The sequence below is a fragment of the Clostridium nigeriense genome, from assembly GCF_050585265.1.
In the GTDB taxonomy this organism is placed as follows: Bacteria; Bacillota; Clostridia; order Clostridiales; family Clostridiaceae; genus Clostridium; species Clostridium nigeriense_B.
Window position 1 is genome coordinate 92586 of the sequence record NZ_JBNOOE010000009.1, and the last position, 17302, is coordinate 109887.

The 17302-nt window shown below is 29.2% G+C and carries 16 protein-coding genes; 15 read left to right on the forward strand and 1 reads right to left on the reverse strand.

What is annotated here, in order from left to right; genetic code table 11:
- The first annotated feature begins 3 nt into the window (after positions 1 to 3).
- From rpsO to ACQPVP_RS10200, 13 genes are all read left to right on the forward strand, one after another.
- Positions 4 to 267: a 30S ribosomal protein S15 gene (gene rpsO, locus ACQPVP_RS10140; protein WP_136004902.1), complete on the forward strand. Its 264-nt coding sequence runs from the start codon at positions 4 to 6 to the stop codon at positions 265 to 267.
- Positions 268 to 347: 80 nt separating this feature from the next.
- The gene (locus tag ACQPVP_RS10145) at positions 348 to 2456 is read left to right on the forward strand and encodes a polyribonucleotide nucleotidyltransferase (RefSeq protein WP_430849632.1); all 2109 of its coding nucleotides are present in this window, start codon (positions 348 to 350) and stop codon (positions 2454 to 2456) included.
- Positions 2457 to 2590: 134 nt separating this feature from the next.
- The gene (locus tag ACQPVP_RS10150; RefSeq protein WP_430849634.1) at positions 2591 to 3898 is read left to right on the forward strand and encodes a M16 family metallopeptidase; all 1308 of its coding nucleotides are present in this window, start codon (positions 2591 to 2593) and stop codon (positions 3896 to 3898) included.
- A 66-nt stretch (positions 3899 to 3964) separates the two neighbouring features.
- Positions 3965 to 4291, forward strand: coding sequence for a YlmC/YmxH family sporulation protein (locus ACQPVP_RS10155; RefSeq protein WP_430849636.1), 327 nt, complete (start codon positions 3965 to 3967; stop codon positions 4289 to 4291).
- Positions 4292 to 4309: 18 nt separating this feature from the next.
- On the forward strand, positions 4310 to 5512 hold the full coding sequence (gene dapG / locus ACQPVP_RS10160; RefSeq protein WP_430849638.1) for an aspartate kinase: 1203 nt from the start codon (positions 4310 to 4312) through the stop codon (positions 5510 to 5512).
- 46 nt (positions 5513 to 5558) lie between these two features.
- Positions 5559 to 6284, forward strand: coding sequence for a ClpP family protease (locus ACQPVP_RS10165; protein WP_430849640.1), 726 nt, complete (start codon positions 5559 to 5561; stop codon positions 6282 to 6284).
- Between the two features lie 159 nt (positions 6285 to 6443).
- Positions 6444 to 8831 carry a DNA translocase FtsK 4TM domain-containing protein gene (locus ACQPVP_RS10170; RefSeq protein WP_430849642.1) on the forward strand — a complete coding sequence of 796 codons (2388 nt, stop codon included), beginning with the start codon at positions 6444 to 6446 and terminating at the stop codon, positions 8829 to 8831.
- Between the two features lie 84 nt (positions 8832 to 8915).
- Positions 8916 to 10253 carry a 30S ribosomal protein S12 methylthiotransferase RimO gene (rimO, locus tag ACQPVP_RS10175; protein ID WP_430849644.1) on the forward strand — a complete coding sequence of 446 codons (1338 nt, stop codon included), beginning with the start codon at positions 8916 to 8918 and terminating at the stop codon, positions 10251 to 10253.
- Positions 10237 to 10827, forward strand: a complete 591-nt coding sequence (gene pgsA, locus ACQPVP_RS10180) for a CDP-diacylglycerol--glycerol-3-phosphate 3-phosphatidyltransferase (protein WP_430849692.1) — start codon at positions 10237 to 10239, stop codon at positions 10825 to 10827. The genes rimO and pgsA overlap by 17 nt, the downstream gene beginning before the upstream one ends.
- Before the next feature lie 170 nt (positions 10828 to 10997).
- Complete coding sequence (recA, locus tag ACQPVP_RS10185; protein WP_430849646.1) at positions 10998 to 12056, forward strand: recombinase RecA; 1059 nt, start codon at positions 10998 to 11000, stop codon at positions 12054 to 12056.
- Positions 12057 to 12362: 306 nt separating this feature from the next.
- A complete protein-coding gene (gene rny, locus ACQPVP_RS10190) occupies positions 12363 to 13904 on the forward strand; it encodes a ribonuclease Y (RefSeq protein WP_430849648.1) in 1542 nt (513 codons plus the stop codon).
- A 186-nt stretch (positions 13905 to 14090) separates the two neighbouring features.
- Positions 14091 to 14351: a stage V sporulation protein S gene (locus tag ACQPVP_RS10195; RefSeq protein WP_016206312.1), complete on the forward strand. Its 261-nt coding sequence runs from the start codon at positions 14091 to 14093 to the stop codon at positions 14349 to 14351.
- A gap of 189 nt (positions 14352 to 14540) precedes the next feature.
- The gene (locus ACQPVP_RS10200; RefSeq protein WP_136004919.1) at positions 14541 to 14801 is read left to right on the forward strand and encodes an HPr family phosphocarrier protein; all 261 of its coding nucleotides are present in this window, start codon (positions 14541 to 14543) and stop codon (positions 14799 to 14801) included.
- 169 nt (positions 14802 to 14970) lie between these two features.
- On the opposite strand, the gene ACQPVP_RS10205 is transcribed toward ACQPVP_RS10200, so the two are convergent.
- A complete protein-coding gene (locus ACQPVP_RS10205; protein ID WP_430849650.1) occupies positions 14971 to 15189 on the reverse strand; it encodes a DUF378 domain-containing protein in 219 nt (72 codons plus the stop codon).
- Between the two features lie 161 nt (positions 15190 to 15350).
- Between ACQPVP_RS10205 and purB the strand changes: the two genes are divergently transcribed.
- Positions 15351 to 16781: an adenylosuccinate lyase gene (gene purB, locus ACQPVP_RS10210; RefSeq protein ID WP_430849652.1), complete on the forward strand. Its 1431-nt coding sequence runs from the start codon at positions 15351 to 15353 to the stop codon at positions 16779 to 16781.
- A gap of 153 nt (positions 16782 to 16934) precedes the next feature.
- Positions 16935 to 17102 carry a hypothetical protein gene (locus tag ACQPVP_RS10215; protein ID WP_430849654.1) on the forward strand — a complete coding sequence of 56 codons (168 nt, stop codon included), beginning with the start codon at positions 16935 to 16937 and terminating at the stop codon, positions 17100 to 17102.
- The last annotated feature ends 200 nt before the right edge of the window (positions 17103 to 17302 follow it).

The window sequence follows — 17302 nt, forward strand, 5'->3', positions numbered from 1 at the left end:
TAAATGGACGCAATAAGAAAGCAAGAAATTATTAAAGAACATGGAAGACACGAAGGAGATACTGGTTCACCAGAAGTGCAAATAGCTTTATTAACAGAAAGAATCAATTCTTTAACTGATCACTTAAAGATGCACAAGAAAGACCACCACTCAAGAAGAGGTCTTTTAATGATGGTTGGTAGAAGAAGAGGACTTTTAAACTACTTAGCTGAACAAGATATCGAAAGATATAGAGCTATAATTAAAAAATTAGGCTTAAGAAGATAGTTTTTAGAGCGGTTTTTAAGCCGCTCTATTATTTTAACAATTTTAAATGATAAATAGAAGCCTTGAAGGGAGGTTACAAAATGAACAATGTAATGAAAACAACAATAGCTGGCAGAGAACTAAAGTTAGAGTTTGGTAAGATTGGTATGCTATCAAATGTAGCTGCTTTTGTTAGCTATGGAGACACAGTAATTTTAACTAATGTTAATGCTTCAGAAAAACCAAGAGAGGGGATAGATTTCTTTCCACTAAGTGTTGAATATGAAGAAAGATTATATTCAGTAGGAAAAATCCCAGGAGGATTTATAAAAAGGGAAGGAAGACCTTCAGAAAATGCTATATTATTTGGAAGAGCGGTTGATAGACCATTAAGACCTTTATTTCCAAAGGGATATAGAAATGATGTGCAAGTAGTATGTACTGTAGTATCAGTTGAAAAAGATAATTTACCAGAAATTCTAGCGATTAATGCAGCGTCATTATCATTATGTTTATCAAGCATTCCTTTTACAACACCTGTTGCAGCTGTGCAAGTAGGTCTAATCGATGGGAAATTCATTTTAAATCCAACATCTAAAGAAAGAGAAGAAAGTATTCTTCAATTAACTGTTTGTGCAACTAGCGAAAGAGTTATGATGATCGAAGCTGGTGGTGAGGAAATACCAGAAGATTTAATGCTTGATGCAATTAAATTTGGCTTTGATAGTTGTCAAGACATAGTAAAATTCCAAGAAGAGGCTATGGAAAAATTCGGAAAAGAAAAAATGGTTCCAGAACTATATAAACCAAGTAAAGAATTAGAAGCTGAAATCAGAGAGTTTGCTAATGACATGATAAAGAATGCTATGTGGATTACTGATAAAGATGAAAGAAATGCTGCAATGGATGAAGTTAGTGAAAAAGTTTATGCAGAGTTTGAAGAAAAGTATCCAGATAACATAGGTGATATTAAAGAAATAATATATGGACTACAAAAAGAAGTAGTAAGAGATATGCTTTTAAATCACCATAGAAGACCGGATGAAAGAGCTTTTGATCAAATTAGACCAATATCTTGTGAAGTAGGAATTTTACCAAGAACTCATGGAACAGGTTTATTTACAAGAGGATTAACTCAAGTTATGACTGTTGCAACTTTAGGTGCAGTTGGTGATATTCAAATAATAGATGGTATAGGTGAAGAAGAATCAAAGAGATACATGCACCACTACAACTTCCCAGGATATTCAGTTGGTGAAGTTAAACCATTAAGAGGGCCAGGAAGAAGAGAAATAGGTCATGGTGCGTTAGCTGAAAGAGCTTTAGAACCACTAATACCTTCAGAAGAAGAATTCCCATATACTATTAGATTAGTTTCAGAAGTTTTAAGCTCTAATGGATCAACGTCTCAAGCATCAGTATGTGGAAGTACTTTAGCTTTATTAGATGCAGGGGTTCCATTAAAGAGACCAGCAGCAGGTATTGCAATGGGACTTATAACCTCAGAAGATTTAACAAGAGAAGAAGTTTTAACTGATATACAAGGTATTGAAGACTTTTTCGCAGATATGGACTTCAAAGTTGCAGGAACTGTAGAAGGAATAACATCTATCCAAGTAGATACTAAGATTAAAGGATTAAGCTTTAAGGTTATAGAAGATGCTATTAGAGGAGCTAGAAAAGCAAGGTTAGAAATATTAGAAAAAATTCAAGAATGTATTCCAGAAGCAAGAAAAGAAGTTTCTGAATATGCTCCTAAAACATCTATAATTACTGTAGATACAGAAAAAATTAGAGATATAATAGGTGCTGGTGGTAAGGTAATTAATAAGATTATTGAAGAAACTGGTGTTAAAATAGACATAAAAGAAGATGGTACAGTATTTGTATCTTCCCCAGATCATGAAGGTGTTAATAAGGCTATTTCTATTATTGAGGGATTAACAAAAGAAGTTAAGGTTGGTGAAGTTTACTTAGGAAAGGTAACTAAGATAACTACTTTTGGTGCTTTTGTTGAAATTCTTCCAAATAAAGAAGGTTTATGTCATATTTCTAAATTAGATAAGGCAAGAGTAAACAAAGTAGAGGATGTTGTTTCAGTTGGTGACGAAATATTAGTTAAGGTAACTGAAATAGATAATCAAGGAAGGATAAATCTTTCAAGAAAAGATGCTATAACAGATAGTTCAGAAGAAGAAAAAACTGAATAAAAAAGTGTTATCAAAGGGCAATTTATTGCCTTTTTTTCTTTATATGATAAAATTTTATTTATAACTACATAAGTATATAATAAAATAGAATAATATTAATATAAATAATATTATAATTGTATAAAGGAGACGGTATGTATAATATTTATAAATTAAAAAATGGATTAAGGGTAGTTACAGAATATATAGACCATGTAAATTCAATTAGTGTTGGAATTATGGTTCAAAATGGATCAAGAAATGAGGATTTAAAGCAAAATGGGATTTCTCATTTTATAGAGCATATGTTTTTTAAGGGAACTGAAAAAAGATCATCTAAAGATATTGTTCAGCAAATAGAAAATGTTGGTGGCCAAATAAATGCATATACTAGCAAAGAAGCAACTTGCTATTATATAAAAGCATTAAATACTCATTTAGATTTATCTATAGAAATATTATCAGATATGATAATAAACTCAAAGTTTGATGATGAAGAAATAGAAAAAGAACAAGGAGTTGTAATTGAAGAGATTAATATGAGTGAAGATGCTCCAGAGGATGTTTTAGATAATAATCAATCTAAAGCAATTTTTGGAAATAATCCATTATCATACCCTATATTAGGAAGTATAGAAAATATAAAGTCATTTAATAGTAAAAAAATAAAGGAATTTGTAAAGTCTCATTATAATCCACTAAATTCAGTTATTTCTGTATGTGGTAAGTTTGATGAAAAAGAATTAATGAAAACTCTTGAAGAACATTTTGGCTCTTGGGAAGGCGATAAGAACTACGTTCCAAAGTATGAAACTCCTATTTTATTAACAGAAAGTAAGTATACTAATAAGCAAATAGAGCAGCTTCATATTAACTTAGCTTTAAAAGGACTACCATATGCACATGAAAAGGCTTATTCATTAGTTTTATTAAATAATGTTTTTGGTGGCGGTGCTTCATCAATATTATTTCAAAAAGTTAGAGAAGAATTAGGACTTTGCTATACTATTTATTCCTATGGGCAACCTTATTTAGGTGTTGGAATTAATAATATATATACAGGAGTAAGTAAGCAATCTGCAGAAAAAGCTTTAAGTGTAATTAATAAAGAACTTAAGAATTTTGCAGAAAAGGGTATATCTAAAGAACTTATAGAAATAAATAAAGAAAAGATTAAGGCTAATTATATATTAGGTCTAGAAAGTACATCTTCAAGAATGTTTTCTAATGCAAAGAACATGTTACTTCGAAATAAAGTTAAAACTCAAGAGGAAGTTATAAAAAGAATTAACAATATAAATAGTGATGACATAAATTATGTATTAGATACATGCTTTAAACCAGGCATTATAAGCTCAGCTTATGTAGGTCAAGATATAGAATACAAAAAGTTAAATAATATTATAGAACCTAATATTAAAGCTTATGATACTTCTAATAAAGAGGGAGTTTCAAGAGTATAATTTTTAGGTAATAAAATAAGCTTTTCTATCATAAGATTTACATAAGAAAGTATGGAGGTGAATCTTATGTTAAGAAATGATAGGAAAAGTGACGGTTATTATGAAGAAGATTCAAAGAGGGAATCTAGATATAGGCTTTTAAGTGATTTAGAGAGGTATGAAATTTTTAACACTGAAGAAGCAGAAAAATATGATACTCAACAAGCTTTAGATTTTATTATTGATGAAAATGGAAATTTACAATTTATAGTTGCTGCTGTTGCTGGAAGCAAATTGGGCTTTTTTGGAGGAAGGGAATATGTAGAAATTCCATGGAACTATATTACTAAAATTGGAACTAATGTAATTGTAGTTTCAGCTGATAAAGAAAAGATAAAAAGGGCAAGAGCATAAACTTAGGGAGGTTATTGCTTGAAAATAATTATACAAAAGTTTGGTGGAACTTCAGTTTCTACTGAGGAAAGAAGAAGCCAAGTAGTATCAAAGGTAAAGGATGCAATAAGTAGAGGATTTTCTCCTGTAGTAGTTGTATCTGCTATGGGAAGAAAAGGAGAACCTTATGCTACAGACACTTTATTAACTTTAGTAGATAATAAATTTAAGAGAAATAACCTACAAGCTTTAGATATGCTTATGTGCTGTGGAGAAATAATTAGCTCAGTTGTAATGAGTAATATTTTAATAAATGAAGGTATACAAGCGGTTCCACTTACTGGTGGTCAGGCAGGTATCGTGACAAATGAAAATTTTTCAGAAGCTGAATTAGTTTATACAAATACTGAAAATATTATGAAAATAATAGAATTAGGAAAAGTACCAGTAGTTACTGGATTTCAAGGGGTTACTAAAGATGGATATTTAACCACTCTTGGAAGAGGAGGAAGTGATACATCTGCTTGTATATTAGGTGATTCTTTAAATGCGGAAGAAATAGAAATATATACAGATGTAGATGGAATAATGACAGCAGATCCTAGAATAGTTAAAGAAGCAACCTTAATAAATTCTATTAGTTATAATGAGATTTTTCAACTTGCAGATCAAGGAGCTAAGGTAATACATCCTAGAGCTGTTGAGTGTGCAAAAAATGCTAATATTCCAATATTAATTAAAAATACAATGAGTAATTGTAGAGGTACTTTAATAAACAACTATGGAGATAAAAATAATCGAAAGGTAGTTTCTGGAATAACTCATTTAAATAATAGAATCCAAGTAACTATAAAACTAAAAGACAACAAAGAAAATGAAAATTATAGATATTTATTAGAGGTTTTAGCAAAAAATAATATAAGCTTAGATCTGATAAATATATTTCCCACTGAACAGATATTTACTATTGATTCAATAAAAAAAGAAAGTGTGGAAGAAGTTTTAAATAATATAAATATAAATTACAATCTTACAGAAGGTTGTAGTACAATAGCATTAGTTGGATTTGGGATGCGAGGAGTTCCTGGAATAATGGCTAAGATAATGAATACTTTAGTTGAAAACTCTATTGAAATTCTTCAAACTGCAGATTCAAATATGACTATTTGGTGTTTAATTAAATCAGAGTATGTAGATGATGCACTTAATTTACTTCATAAGGCTTTTCACTTAGGTGAATAAAATAAATCCTCTTGTACAAAATAATACTGTATAGGAGGATTTTATTATGCAAGAAATATTTAACCCATTAATAAGTGAAAATAAAAATATAGAAAAAGAAGATGAAAAATTAAGTGAATCTAAAGAAAAAAGAGAAGAAATAATAGAATTTGGATCTTCAAATGGGGTATCCCAAGATGAAAGTATTCAAATTTTACCTATAATTGGTCAAATAGAAGGCCATCAAGTGTTACCAGCTCAGAGCAAATCTACAAAGTATGAACATGTTATTCCGCAGCTCATATCTATGGAAAGAAATGATAAAGTAAAAGGTGTATTAATAATTTTAAATACAGTTGGAGGAGATGTTGAAGCGGGATTAGCTATATCTGAAATGATTAACTCCCTATCAAAACCAAGTGTTTCTATAGTTATTGGTGGGGGGCATTCAATTGGAGTACCTCTTGCAACTTCTTCTAGCTATTCATTTATAACACCATCTGCAACTATGATAGTTCATCCAATCAGAATGAATGGCTTTGTAATAGGAGTAGCTCAAACCTTTAATTATTTTCAAAAGATGCAAGAGAGAATAGATAATTTTATAGTAAGAACTTCTAAAATTGATAAGGAAGATTTAAAGGAAATGATGCTAAAATCAGATGAACTTCTAAATGATATGGGAACTATATTAATAGGAAAACAAGCAGTTGATTGCGGACTTATAGATGAAGAGGGAGGCATAAAGGATGCTTTATGTAAATTAAAAAGTCTTATAAAAGAGAGAGAATAAAAAATGAGTAATGATTAGATATAATAATTAAAAATATTTTTAGTTAAGTGATTTAAATGATTGAATTTTTATTTAAATTGCTTTTTTTTTATTAAAGTTTATAATATTATTATGTAAAGAATTAACTTACAATAAATGGGAAAATAGCGAGGTGATTCTGTGTCTAAGAATAAGAGAAAAGGAAATGCAAATAAAAAAGACACTAGCAAGAAAAATAGTAAAAATGAAAATGGTGATATTAAGGGGATTATTTATATAGCTGTAGGTATTATTTTATCTGTAGCTATTTATACAACTTGGGCAGGTGTTTTATCTACTATCTCAAGAGATATTATATATAAGATGATAGGGATTAGTGCCTTTATACTTCCTTTATACTTAATATATTTTGGGTATTATATTATCGCTTCAAAAGGAAATATAAAAATAACAAGAAGAGTATTCGGATTAACAATGATTATTATTTCAATTACGCTAGGATGTTCAACTGGAAGTTTAAATGTCTTAGATGTTAAGGAAGGGTTTTCAGAAACTTGGCGTGAAATGGTCAAATTCGGAGGGATTCATGGAGGTCTTTTAGGGCACTTAATAACCTATCCTTTAAGTAAGCTTATTGGATTTATAGGATCTTATATTTTATATTTAGCTTTAATATCAATAGGTATTATTATTATATGTGATATTACATTGCATGATATAGTAGTTATGTTTAAAGGGAAATTTAATAATAAAAATACTAAAGTAGAAGTTAAGAGCTCTAAAGATGAGAAAAAGAAAGAAAAGGCATCTTTAGTAGAAGTTATACCAAAAGTTGAAGAAAATGAAAGAGAAGATTTTATAAATGGAATAAATAATAAAATAAAAATATTAGATTTTATGAAGAACTCTTCATTAGAGGATAGCATGCTAGAAGCTTCTGTAGATGAAAGTAAGATGAAAGAAAATAACCCATTCAATATAGAAGTTTTTGATGAAGAAAAACAGGAAGGAAATAATCAACCTATCTTTGAAGAAAAACATAGAAAAAAAGAAAAATTAGATAGTTCAGTTAAAGATGTAGTAAGCAAAGAAATAGAAGAAAGTTTAACTGATGATAAAAAAGAAGAAAAGGTTTATGTTCATCCCTCAGTGGAGCTTTTAAACATTAATAGTAAAATGAAACTAAAAAGCGAGGATAAAAAAGAACTTATAGAAAATGCGGGAAAACTTGAAGGAATTTTAAATGATTTTGGTGTAGACGCTAAGGTAATACAAGTAACTAAAGGACCATCTGTTACCAGATTTGAAATTCAACCAAGTCCAGGAGTAAAGGTTTCTAAAATAGTTAATCTGCAAGATGATATAGCTTTAGGACTTGCAGCAAGTGGAGTTAGAATGGAAGCTCCTATTCCAGGAAAGGCTGCTATAGGAATTGAGGTTCCAAATAGTAAGCAAACATCTGTGTTTTTAAGAGAAGTATTAGACTCAAAGGAATTTAAAATAACAAATAAAAAATTAGCTTTTGCATTAGGAAAAGATATTGCAGGTAAGTGTGTTGTAGGAGATTTAGCGACAATGCCACACATGTTAATTGCAGGGGCAACAGGATCAGGAAAATCTGTTTGTATAAATACTCTTATAGTAAGTTTATTGTATAAATATAGTCCTAAGGAAGTTAGATTATTAATGGTTGACCCAAAAGTAGTTGAACTTAGTGTATATAATGGAATACCTCATCTTTTAATACCTGTTGTAACAGATCCTAAAAAGGCAGCAGCTGCATTAAATTGGGCAGTTAATGAAATGAATAAAAGATATAAACTTTTTGCTGATGCTTCAGTGAGGAATATAGAAAGTTATAATGCATTATTTGATAAGGGGCTAATAAAAGAGAAATTGCCTTATACAGTAATTATTGTAGATGAGCTTGCAGATTTAATGATGGCATGTCCAAATGATGTAGAAGATTATATATGTAGATTGGCACAAATGGCAAGAGCTGCTGGTATGCATTTAATAATTGCAACACAAAGACCTTCTGTAGATGTAATAACTGGAGTTATTAAAGCAAATATACCATCTAGAATTTCATTTGCAGTTTCTTCAGGAATAGATTCTAGAACCATATTAGATCAAACAGGAGCAGAAAAGTTATTAGGTAGAGGAGATATGCTTTATTGCCCAATTGGAGAAAATAAGCCTATTAGAGTTCAAGGAGCATTTATATCAGAAGAAGAGGTAGAAAATGTTGTGAACTTCATTAAAGATGAAGAAGCTACAATAGATTATGAAGAATCAATTATTGAGCATATTGAAAATGAAAGTAAAGATACTGGAAAAACCTCAGATGAAAATGATGGAGATGAATTAATTAATGAGGCAATAAAGGTTGTAGTAGAATATAATCAAGCATCAACATCATTTTTACAAAGAAAGCTTAGGATTGGTTTTAATAGAGCTTCAAGAATAATGGATGAACTTGAGGATAGAGGAATAATTTCTGAAAAAGATGGAAGTAGGCCAAGACAGGTTTTAGTATCAAAAGAAGAAATGAAATTTGAAGATTAAAAAAACTTGTAAATCTTATTTTTCTACATTAAAATAAGATTTAGACTAAAGGAGTAAATATCTAATACATAGGAGGAAATAACTTTGGAAAAATATAAAGTTGGTATGGTAAGCTTAGGCTGTGATAAAAATAGAGTTGATTCTGAGCTTATTTTAGGAACTATAAATAAATTTTACGAAATAACTAATGATCCTAAGGAAGCTGAAATTATAATAGTAAATACATGTGGGTTTATAGAAAGTGCAAAACAAGAATCTATAGATACTATTTTAGAAATGGCAGAATATAAAGAAAAATATAAGTGTAAAATGCTTATAGCAACTGGATGTCTTACTCAAAGATATGGTGAAGAGCTTTTAGAATTAATGCCTGAAATAGATATACTTATGGGAGTTAATGATTATATGAAAATCCATAAGTTAATATTAGATTTCATAAAAGGTGAAAGAAAATTATTTGCAGCAAATTATAGTGATGAAAATATTAATGAAGGAATAAGATTATTAACTACAGATAAACATACAGCTTATGTTAGAATTGCAGAAGGTTGTGATAATTATTGTACTTATTGTATAATTCCTAAGATTAGAGGTAAGTTTAGAAGTAGAGAAAAAGAAGCTATATTGGATGAAGTTAAATTACTTTCTAAGAATGGAGTAAAAGAAGTTATTTTAATAGCACAAGATTTAACCTATTATGGAATGGACATATATAAAGAAAATAAGCTACATGAATTAATTAGGGAAATATCAAGTGTAGAAGGTATAGAATGGATTAGACTACTTTATTGTTATCCAGAAGAAATAACAGATGAATTAATAGAAGAAATAGCTACAAATGATAAAGTTGTTAAATATTTAGATTTACCAATACAACATATAAGCAATAATATTTTAAGAAAAATGGCAAGAAGAACAAATAAAGAAACTATAGTAAGTATAATTGATAAACTTAGAGACAGAGTTCCTGGAATTACTCTAAGAACTTCATTAATAGTAGGTTTCCCAGGAGAAACTGAAGATGATTTTAAAGAGTTATGTGGATTTTTAGAAGAATATAAACTAGATAATGTAGGAGTATTTAAATATTCAAAAGAAGAAGGTACTCCGGCTGCTAATATGGAAGACCAAATAGATGAAGATATAAAAACTAATAGACAAAATAATCTTATGATAATTCAAAAAAAGGTTGTTGAAGACTTAAACAAATTGAAAATTTCAAAAATTTATGATACTATTATAGAAGGAAGAAAAGGTAAATTTTTCATTGGAAGAAGTTCAGAAATGGCGCCTGAAATTGATGGAACAATATTAGTTGATAGTACTGAAAATATTAAAAAAGGTGATATCATAAAGGTCAAAATTAAGGAAGCTTTAGAATATGATCTAGTAGGAGAGGTATATGATGAATTTAGCAAATAAGCTAACAATGTTAAGAATATTTTTAGTGCCGTTATTTTTAATTTTTATAGCAGTAGGAAATATACCGTATGGAACTTTTATAGCTACTTTTATATTTATTATTGCTTCATTGACAGATCAATTAGATGGTTATATAGCAAGAAGTAGAAATCAAGTAACGACTTTTGGTAAGTTTATGGATCCACTTGCAGATAAGCTTTTAGTTACAGCAGCTCTAATATCGTTAGTAGAACTTCAAGTTGTTCCAGCTTGGGCTACTGTAATAATTCTATCTAGAGAGTTTGCGGTATCAGGTCTTAGAACTATAGCAGCTTCTGAAGGTAAAGTTATCGCGGCAAGTATGTGGGGAAAAGTTAAGACAGTAACTCAAATTATTGCAATTATAGCATTATTGCTTCAAGTGAACATAGGATCATCTAAGTATTTAATTTCTTTAGTTGAAAGTAGTACGGTTATTAAAAATATTATTATTTATGGACCAAGAGTTATGTTATTATTAGCAGTAGTTATGACTATATTATCAGGTTATGATTATTTCAAAAAAAATATTAAGATAATTAATCCAAATAAATAGTTTATAATTACAAAAAATGGATACAATTAAAATAAAGAGTTCCTTCTCTTGGAGTTGGAACTTTTATTCTGAAAATAATAAATATCATTATTAAATATATTGACTATAGTTAATATATGCTTTATAATTTAAATACAGAACAAACGTTCTATTAGAGAGGAAGGTGCTATATGGGAAATATAGATATGGATAAACTAAAAGCTATTGAAAATGCAATGAGTCAAATTGAAAAACAATTTGGTAAAGGAGCAGTTATGAAATTAGGAGAAAATAGCTCATTAAATATAGAAGCTATTTCAACTGGTTGTCTTGATTTGGATATAGCTTTAGGTGTAGGGGGAGTCCCAAAAGGAAGAATAATAGAAATATATGGACCTGAAAGTTCGGGTAAGACAACAGTTGCATTACACATTGCTGCAGAAGCACAAAAAAGAGGTGGAGCAGTTGCATTTATAGATGCTGAACATGCTCTTGATCCAAGTTATGCTAGAAATCTAGGTGTTGATACAGAAAATCTTATAGTTTCACAGCCGGATACAGGTGAACAAGGTCTTGAAATTGCAGAAGCTTTAGTTCGTTCAGGAGCTATAGATGTTATAGTAGTTGACTCAGTAGCAGCATTAGTTCCAAGAGCTGAAATTGATGGTGAAATGGGAGATTCTCACGTTGGTCTACAAGCAAGACTTATGTCTCAAGCATTAAGAAAGTTAACAGGAACTATTCAAAAAACAGGATGTGTGGCTATATTTATTAACCAATTAAGAGAAAAAGTTGGAGTTATGTTCGGAAACCCAGAAACAACAACAGGTGGTAGAGCACTGAAATTCTATGCTTCTGTAAGACTTGACGTTAGAAGAATTGATTCAATTAAGCAAGGTGAAAGCATAGTAGGTAACAGAACGAGAGTTAAGGTAATGAAAAACAAGGTAGCTCCTCCATTTAAACAAGCAGAATTTGATATTATGTATAATGAAGGTATATCAAGAACTGGTAATATAGTTGATGTAGGTGTTAAAGAGGGAATAGTTCAAAAGAGTGGTGCATGGTTCTCATATGGTGATATTAGATTAGGACAAGGAAGAGAAAATGCAAAACAATACTTAAAAGATAATCCTGAAATTGCTTTAGAAATAGAGAATAAGATAAGAAGCAAATATGAATTACCAGTAATGGAAGAAGTCGCAGTTACTAAAAATAAGGATAACAATAAGGATAACAATAAGGAGTAATAAATATTGCTTTTTATGAATATAATTAGATAAATATGATAATAATACAATCGATAGTATAATTTTATTATACTATCGATTTTTAAGTTTATTTTAAAAATAAACTTAAAATAAGTTATATTATTAAAATATTTATGGCTAACTATGCTTTTGTATTATGTATGTAACTTGACATAATTTTAATTTTAATATAAAATAATAACAAATACTGGTTTTATCATATTTCGTATATCAGTTAGATTAAGTATGATACCTCTACATTTTCAGTTAAATATAATAATTTATATGAATGGAGGAGGTGTTGTTATGGATAATATTCTTGGTATAATAATTTATTTTGTAGTATTAGCTGTATCAGGCTTAGTACTTTATAAAGCTATACAAAGTGCTTCTAAAAAGAAAATAGAGGGCTTAGAAAGAGAAGCTGAAACCCTTTTAGATAATGCTAAAAGAGAGGCAGAAGCAACTAAAAAAGAGTCAATTTTAGAAGCAAAAGAAGAAGTTCATAGACTTAGAAATGATTTAGAAAAAGATTCAAGAGAGAGAAGAAATGAAATTCAAAGACTTGAACGAAGAATAATTCAAAGAGAAGAATCTTTGGATAAAAAAGCAGATCTTTTAGAAAAGAAAGAGGAAGCTCTAAATAAAAGATTACAAGAAATCGATGAAATGGAAGCAAATGTACAGGAACTTCATACTAAAAGAAGAGAGGAACTTGAAAGAGTTGCGGCTTTATCTACTGATGAAGCTAGAGATATTCTTTTAGAGGAAGTAAGAAGAGAAATAACTCATGAAACTGCTATAATGATCAAAGATATAGAATCTAAAGCGAAAGAAGAAGCAGATAAAAAAGCTAGAGAAATTATAACTACTGCAATTCAAAGATGTGCAGCAGATCATGTATCAGAATCAACAGTACATGTTGTTGCCCTTCCAAATGATGAAATGAAGGGTAGAATTATAGGTAGAGAAGGTAGAAATATCAGAACTCTTGAAACATTAACAGGAGTAGATTTAATTATAGATGATACTCCAGAAGCTGTTATATTATCAAGTTTTGATCCTGTAAGGAGAGAAATTGCTAAAATAACATTAGAAAAGTTAATTGTGGATGGTAGAATTCATCCAGCTAGAATCGAGGAAATGGTAGAAAGAGCTACTAAAGATGTTGAAAACGACATTAAGGAAGAAGGAGAACAAGCAACTCTAGAAACTGGAGTTCATGGGGTTCATCCAGAAATTATAAAATTACTTGGCAGACTAAAGTATAGAACTAGTTATGGACAAAATGTGTTAAAGCATTCAATTGAAGTTTCATATTTAGCTGGTATTATGGCTGCAGAGTTAGGCTTAGATGTAAGCTTAGCTAAGAGAGCAGGATTATTACATGATATAGGTAAGGTAGCAACACAAGAGGATGAAGGTCGCCATGCTGTTATAGGTGGAGATTTAGCAAAGAAATATGGAGAATCACAAGTGGTAGCAAATGCAATAGCAGCTCACCATGGAGATGTTGAAATGTTAACACTTGAAGCAGTGTTAGTTCAAGCAGCTGATGCAATATCAGCAGCTAGACCAGGTGCTAGAAGAGAAACTTTAGAAGCATATATTAAGAGATTGGAAAAACTTGAAGAAATTGCAAATTCTTATGAAGGTGTAGAAAAGTCATATGCGATTCAGGCTGGTAGAGAGATTAGAATTATGGTTAAACCAGATCAGTTAGATGACGCTGGCTCTGTAGATTTAGCTAGAAATTTAGCTAAGAATATAGAAGAACAATTAGAATATCCAGGTCAGATTAAAATTAATGTTATAAGAGAAACAAGAGCGGTAGATTACGCTAAATAATATAAAGTACATTTTGCTTTAAGCAAGATGTACTTTATTTTTAATAATTAATATTTTAAAAATATTAATTATTAAAAATATTAAATAAATAAAAAGGATTTTTTAAAATTATATAGAATATATATATAGCAAGAGTAAATTCTTGAATAAATTTGTAAACGATTTTTATCTAGGAGGTAAAATAAAGTGGAAGTATTAAAGGTTTCAACAAAATCAAATCCAAATTCTGTGGCAGGTGCATTAGCTGCCATTATTAAAGAAAAAAATATAGTAGAAATCCAAGCAGTAGGAGCAGGTGCTATAAATCAAGCAGTAAAAGCAATTGCTATAGCAAGAGGCTTCGTTGCCCCTAGCGGAAAAGATATTGTTTGTGTTCCAGCATTCACTGACATCGAAATAGATGGTGAAGAAAGAACTGCAATAAAGCTAATCGTTCAACCAAGATAATGTTAAGAATAATATATTAGGGAGGAAATTTATTTAGGGGAAATAGAAAAGGACTACATTTTATGTAGCCCTTTTATATTATTACTAAAATTAGATTTTTATAAGCCTTGAAATTTTTTTGAATTCCATATATAATGAAATAGTTAAATAGGAAACTATTTTAAAATCAAAGTAAAGAGGTGTATATAAATGGTATCTAAAGAAGTTGTAGTAAACAACGGAACTGGTTTACATGCTAGACCAGCAACTTTATTAGTTAAAAAAGCTTCATCTTTCAAGTCAGATGTAAGCATAGAATTTAACGGAAAGAAAGCAAATGTTAAGAGTTTAATAGGAGTTCTTTCTTTAGGAGTAACTAAAGGAGCAGCTATAACTGTTTTAGCAAGCGGAGATGACGAAGCTTTAGCAGTAGAAGAAATAGCTAACTTAATAGCTAACTTAGAAGACTAATAAGAAAAGTGCCATAAGGCACTTTTTTACTATTTGGGCAATTATAAAATGTTACCCTGTGAATAATCTTTTATAATTTTATACCTTTAGATTTGAAGTACTTCTATTAATTTTGCAATGACTTGGAGCCAGTATGACTAGATAAGCAAAATTATATAGAAGTGCTTTTTTATGTAGTCAAATTAAAAGGATTGCATTTAAAAATAAGAACTATTAAATCTATAGCAGCAATGAAAATAAGGATATATAATAGTCTTTGGAATAATACAGAACCTCCTACTAATATAGTGATAATGTTTATACTAAATAATCCTATAAGTCCCCAGTTTATTGCTCCAGCTAAAACTAATAAAAAAGATATTTTATCCACTAAAGTTATTTTATACAATATTTCTCCCCCTTTTTATAAATTAGTACAATATATTATATTAGAAAAAGATAAAAAATATAACTTAAAATAATTTAAAAAAGCTGAAAAAAATAAAAATTTATGCTATAATACGAATGAAAATATAAAAAAAATAATATTTATTCGGAGGTTTTTAAAGGATGAGAGATTTATATAATTCACCATTAAACTCAAGATATGCATCAAAGGAAATGAGCTACATATTTTCAGATAATATGAAATTTTCAACGTGGAGAAAGCTTTGGGTTGCTTTAGCAGAAGCAGAAAAAGAATTAGGTTTAAATATAAGTGAAGATCAAATAAATGAACTTAAAGCTAATATATATAATATAAATTATGATGAAGCTACTAAAAGAGAGAAAGAAGTTAGACATGATGTTATGAGCCATGTATATGCCTATGGATTACAATGTCCTAGCGCAAAAGGAATAATCCATTTAGGTGCTACAAGTTGTTATGTAGGTGATAATACAGATATAATAATAATGAGAAATGCTTTATTATTGATTAAGAAAAAGATAGTAACAGTTTTAAATCATTTATCAAATTTTGCTATAAAATATAAGGATATGCCTACTTTAGGCTTTACTCATTTTCAACCAGCACAGTTAACTACTGTTGGTAAAAGAGCAACTCTTTGGATGCAAGATTTATTATTAGATATAGAAAATTTAGATTTCCTATTATCCACCTTAAAGTTAAGAGGGGTTAAAGGAACAACAGGAACTCAAGCAAGCTTTATGACTTTATTTAATAATGATGAAGAAAAAGTAAAAGCTTTAGATAAATTAGTTGCGGAGAAAATGGGCTTTAAAAGTAGTTATGGTGTAACAGGTCAAACTTATCCAAGAAAATTAGATTCCATTGTTTTAAATAGATTATCAGAAATTGCACAAAGTGCATATAAATTTAGTAATGACTTAAGATTACTTCAAAGTATGAAGGAAGTTGAAGAACCATTTGAAAAAAATCAAATAGGATCATCAGCAATGGCTTATAAGAGAAATCCTATGAGAAGTGAAAGAATGAGTGCCTTAGCAAGATATGTAATAGTAGATTCCTTAAATCCTGCAATAACAGCAGCGACTCAATGGTTCGAAAGAACATTAGATGATTCAGCTAATAAAAGAATTGCAGTAGCAGAAGCTTTCTTAGCTTTAGATGGAGTATTAAATTTATATATAAATATTGCTGAAAATATGGTAGTATATGAAAAAGTAATAAGTGCACATGTTAATAATGAGTTACCTTTTATGGCTACAGAAAATATAATGATGGAAGCTGTAAAAAGAGGTGGAGATAGACAAGAGCTACATGAAAAGATTAGAGTTCATTCTATGGCAGCAGCACAAAGAGTAAAAGGAGAAGGCTTAGATAACGATCTTATAGATAGAATAATAAATGATAGTAGTTTTATGTTAAGTAAAGAAGAAATAATAAAAATTATAGATCCAAATAAGTTCGTTGGTAGAGCACCTAGTCAAGTAGTAGAATTTATAGAGGCATATATAAAACCTGTTATTGAAGATAATAAGGACGCATTAGAAATAAAAAGTGAAATAAATGTATAGTTTTATAAAAACCATAATTTTTAAATTATGGTTTTTTATTATTTAAATATTTATTTATACATAAATTACAATAGCAAATAGAACTATTCTCTTAAATTGAATAAAAAAAATGACCTTGTCGATAATTAATAAATAGATAAGGGAGGATAAATTATGGAGTTAGATGATTATTATTACGTTAACAAATGTATAAGTTGTAATGGAACAGGTAGAATAAAGTGTGATTGTGGTATCGAAAATAGAGCTAATAAAAAGTGTTTAACTTGCAGAGGAGATGGAAGCTTTTCATGCCCTATTTGTGATGGAGAGGGTAAATTTTAATATAGAGAAACCTAATAATTTAGAATTTTTTTATTTTATATAACAAAAAAAGTAATAAATAATAATATATATTAAATTGATAAATAAGGGGTAGAGATGAATATAAAAAAACCTTAAAGAAAGTAATAATAACTAAGGTTGCTAACATAAAAGGAAGTATAAACAAAGAAATAGTATATTTAGTCGCTAATGTAGAAGAT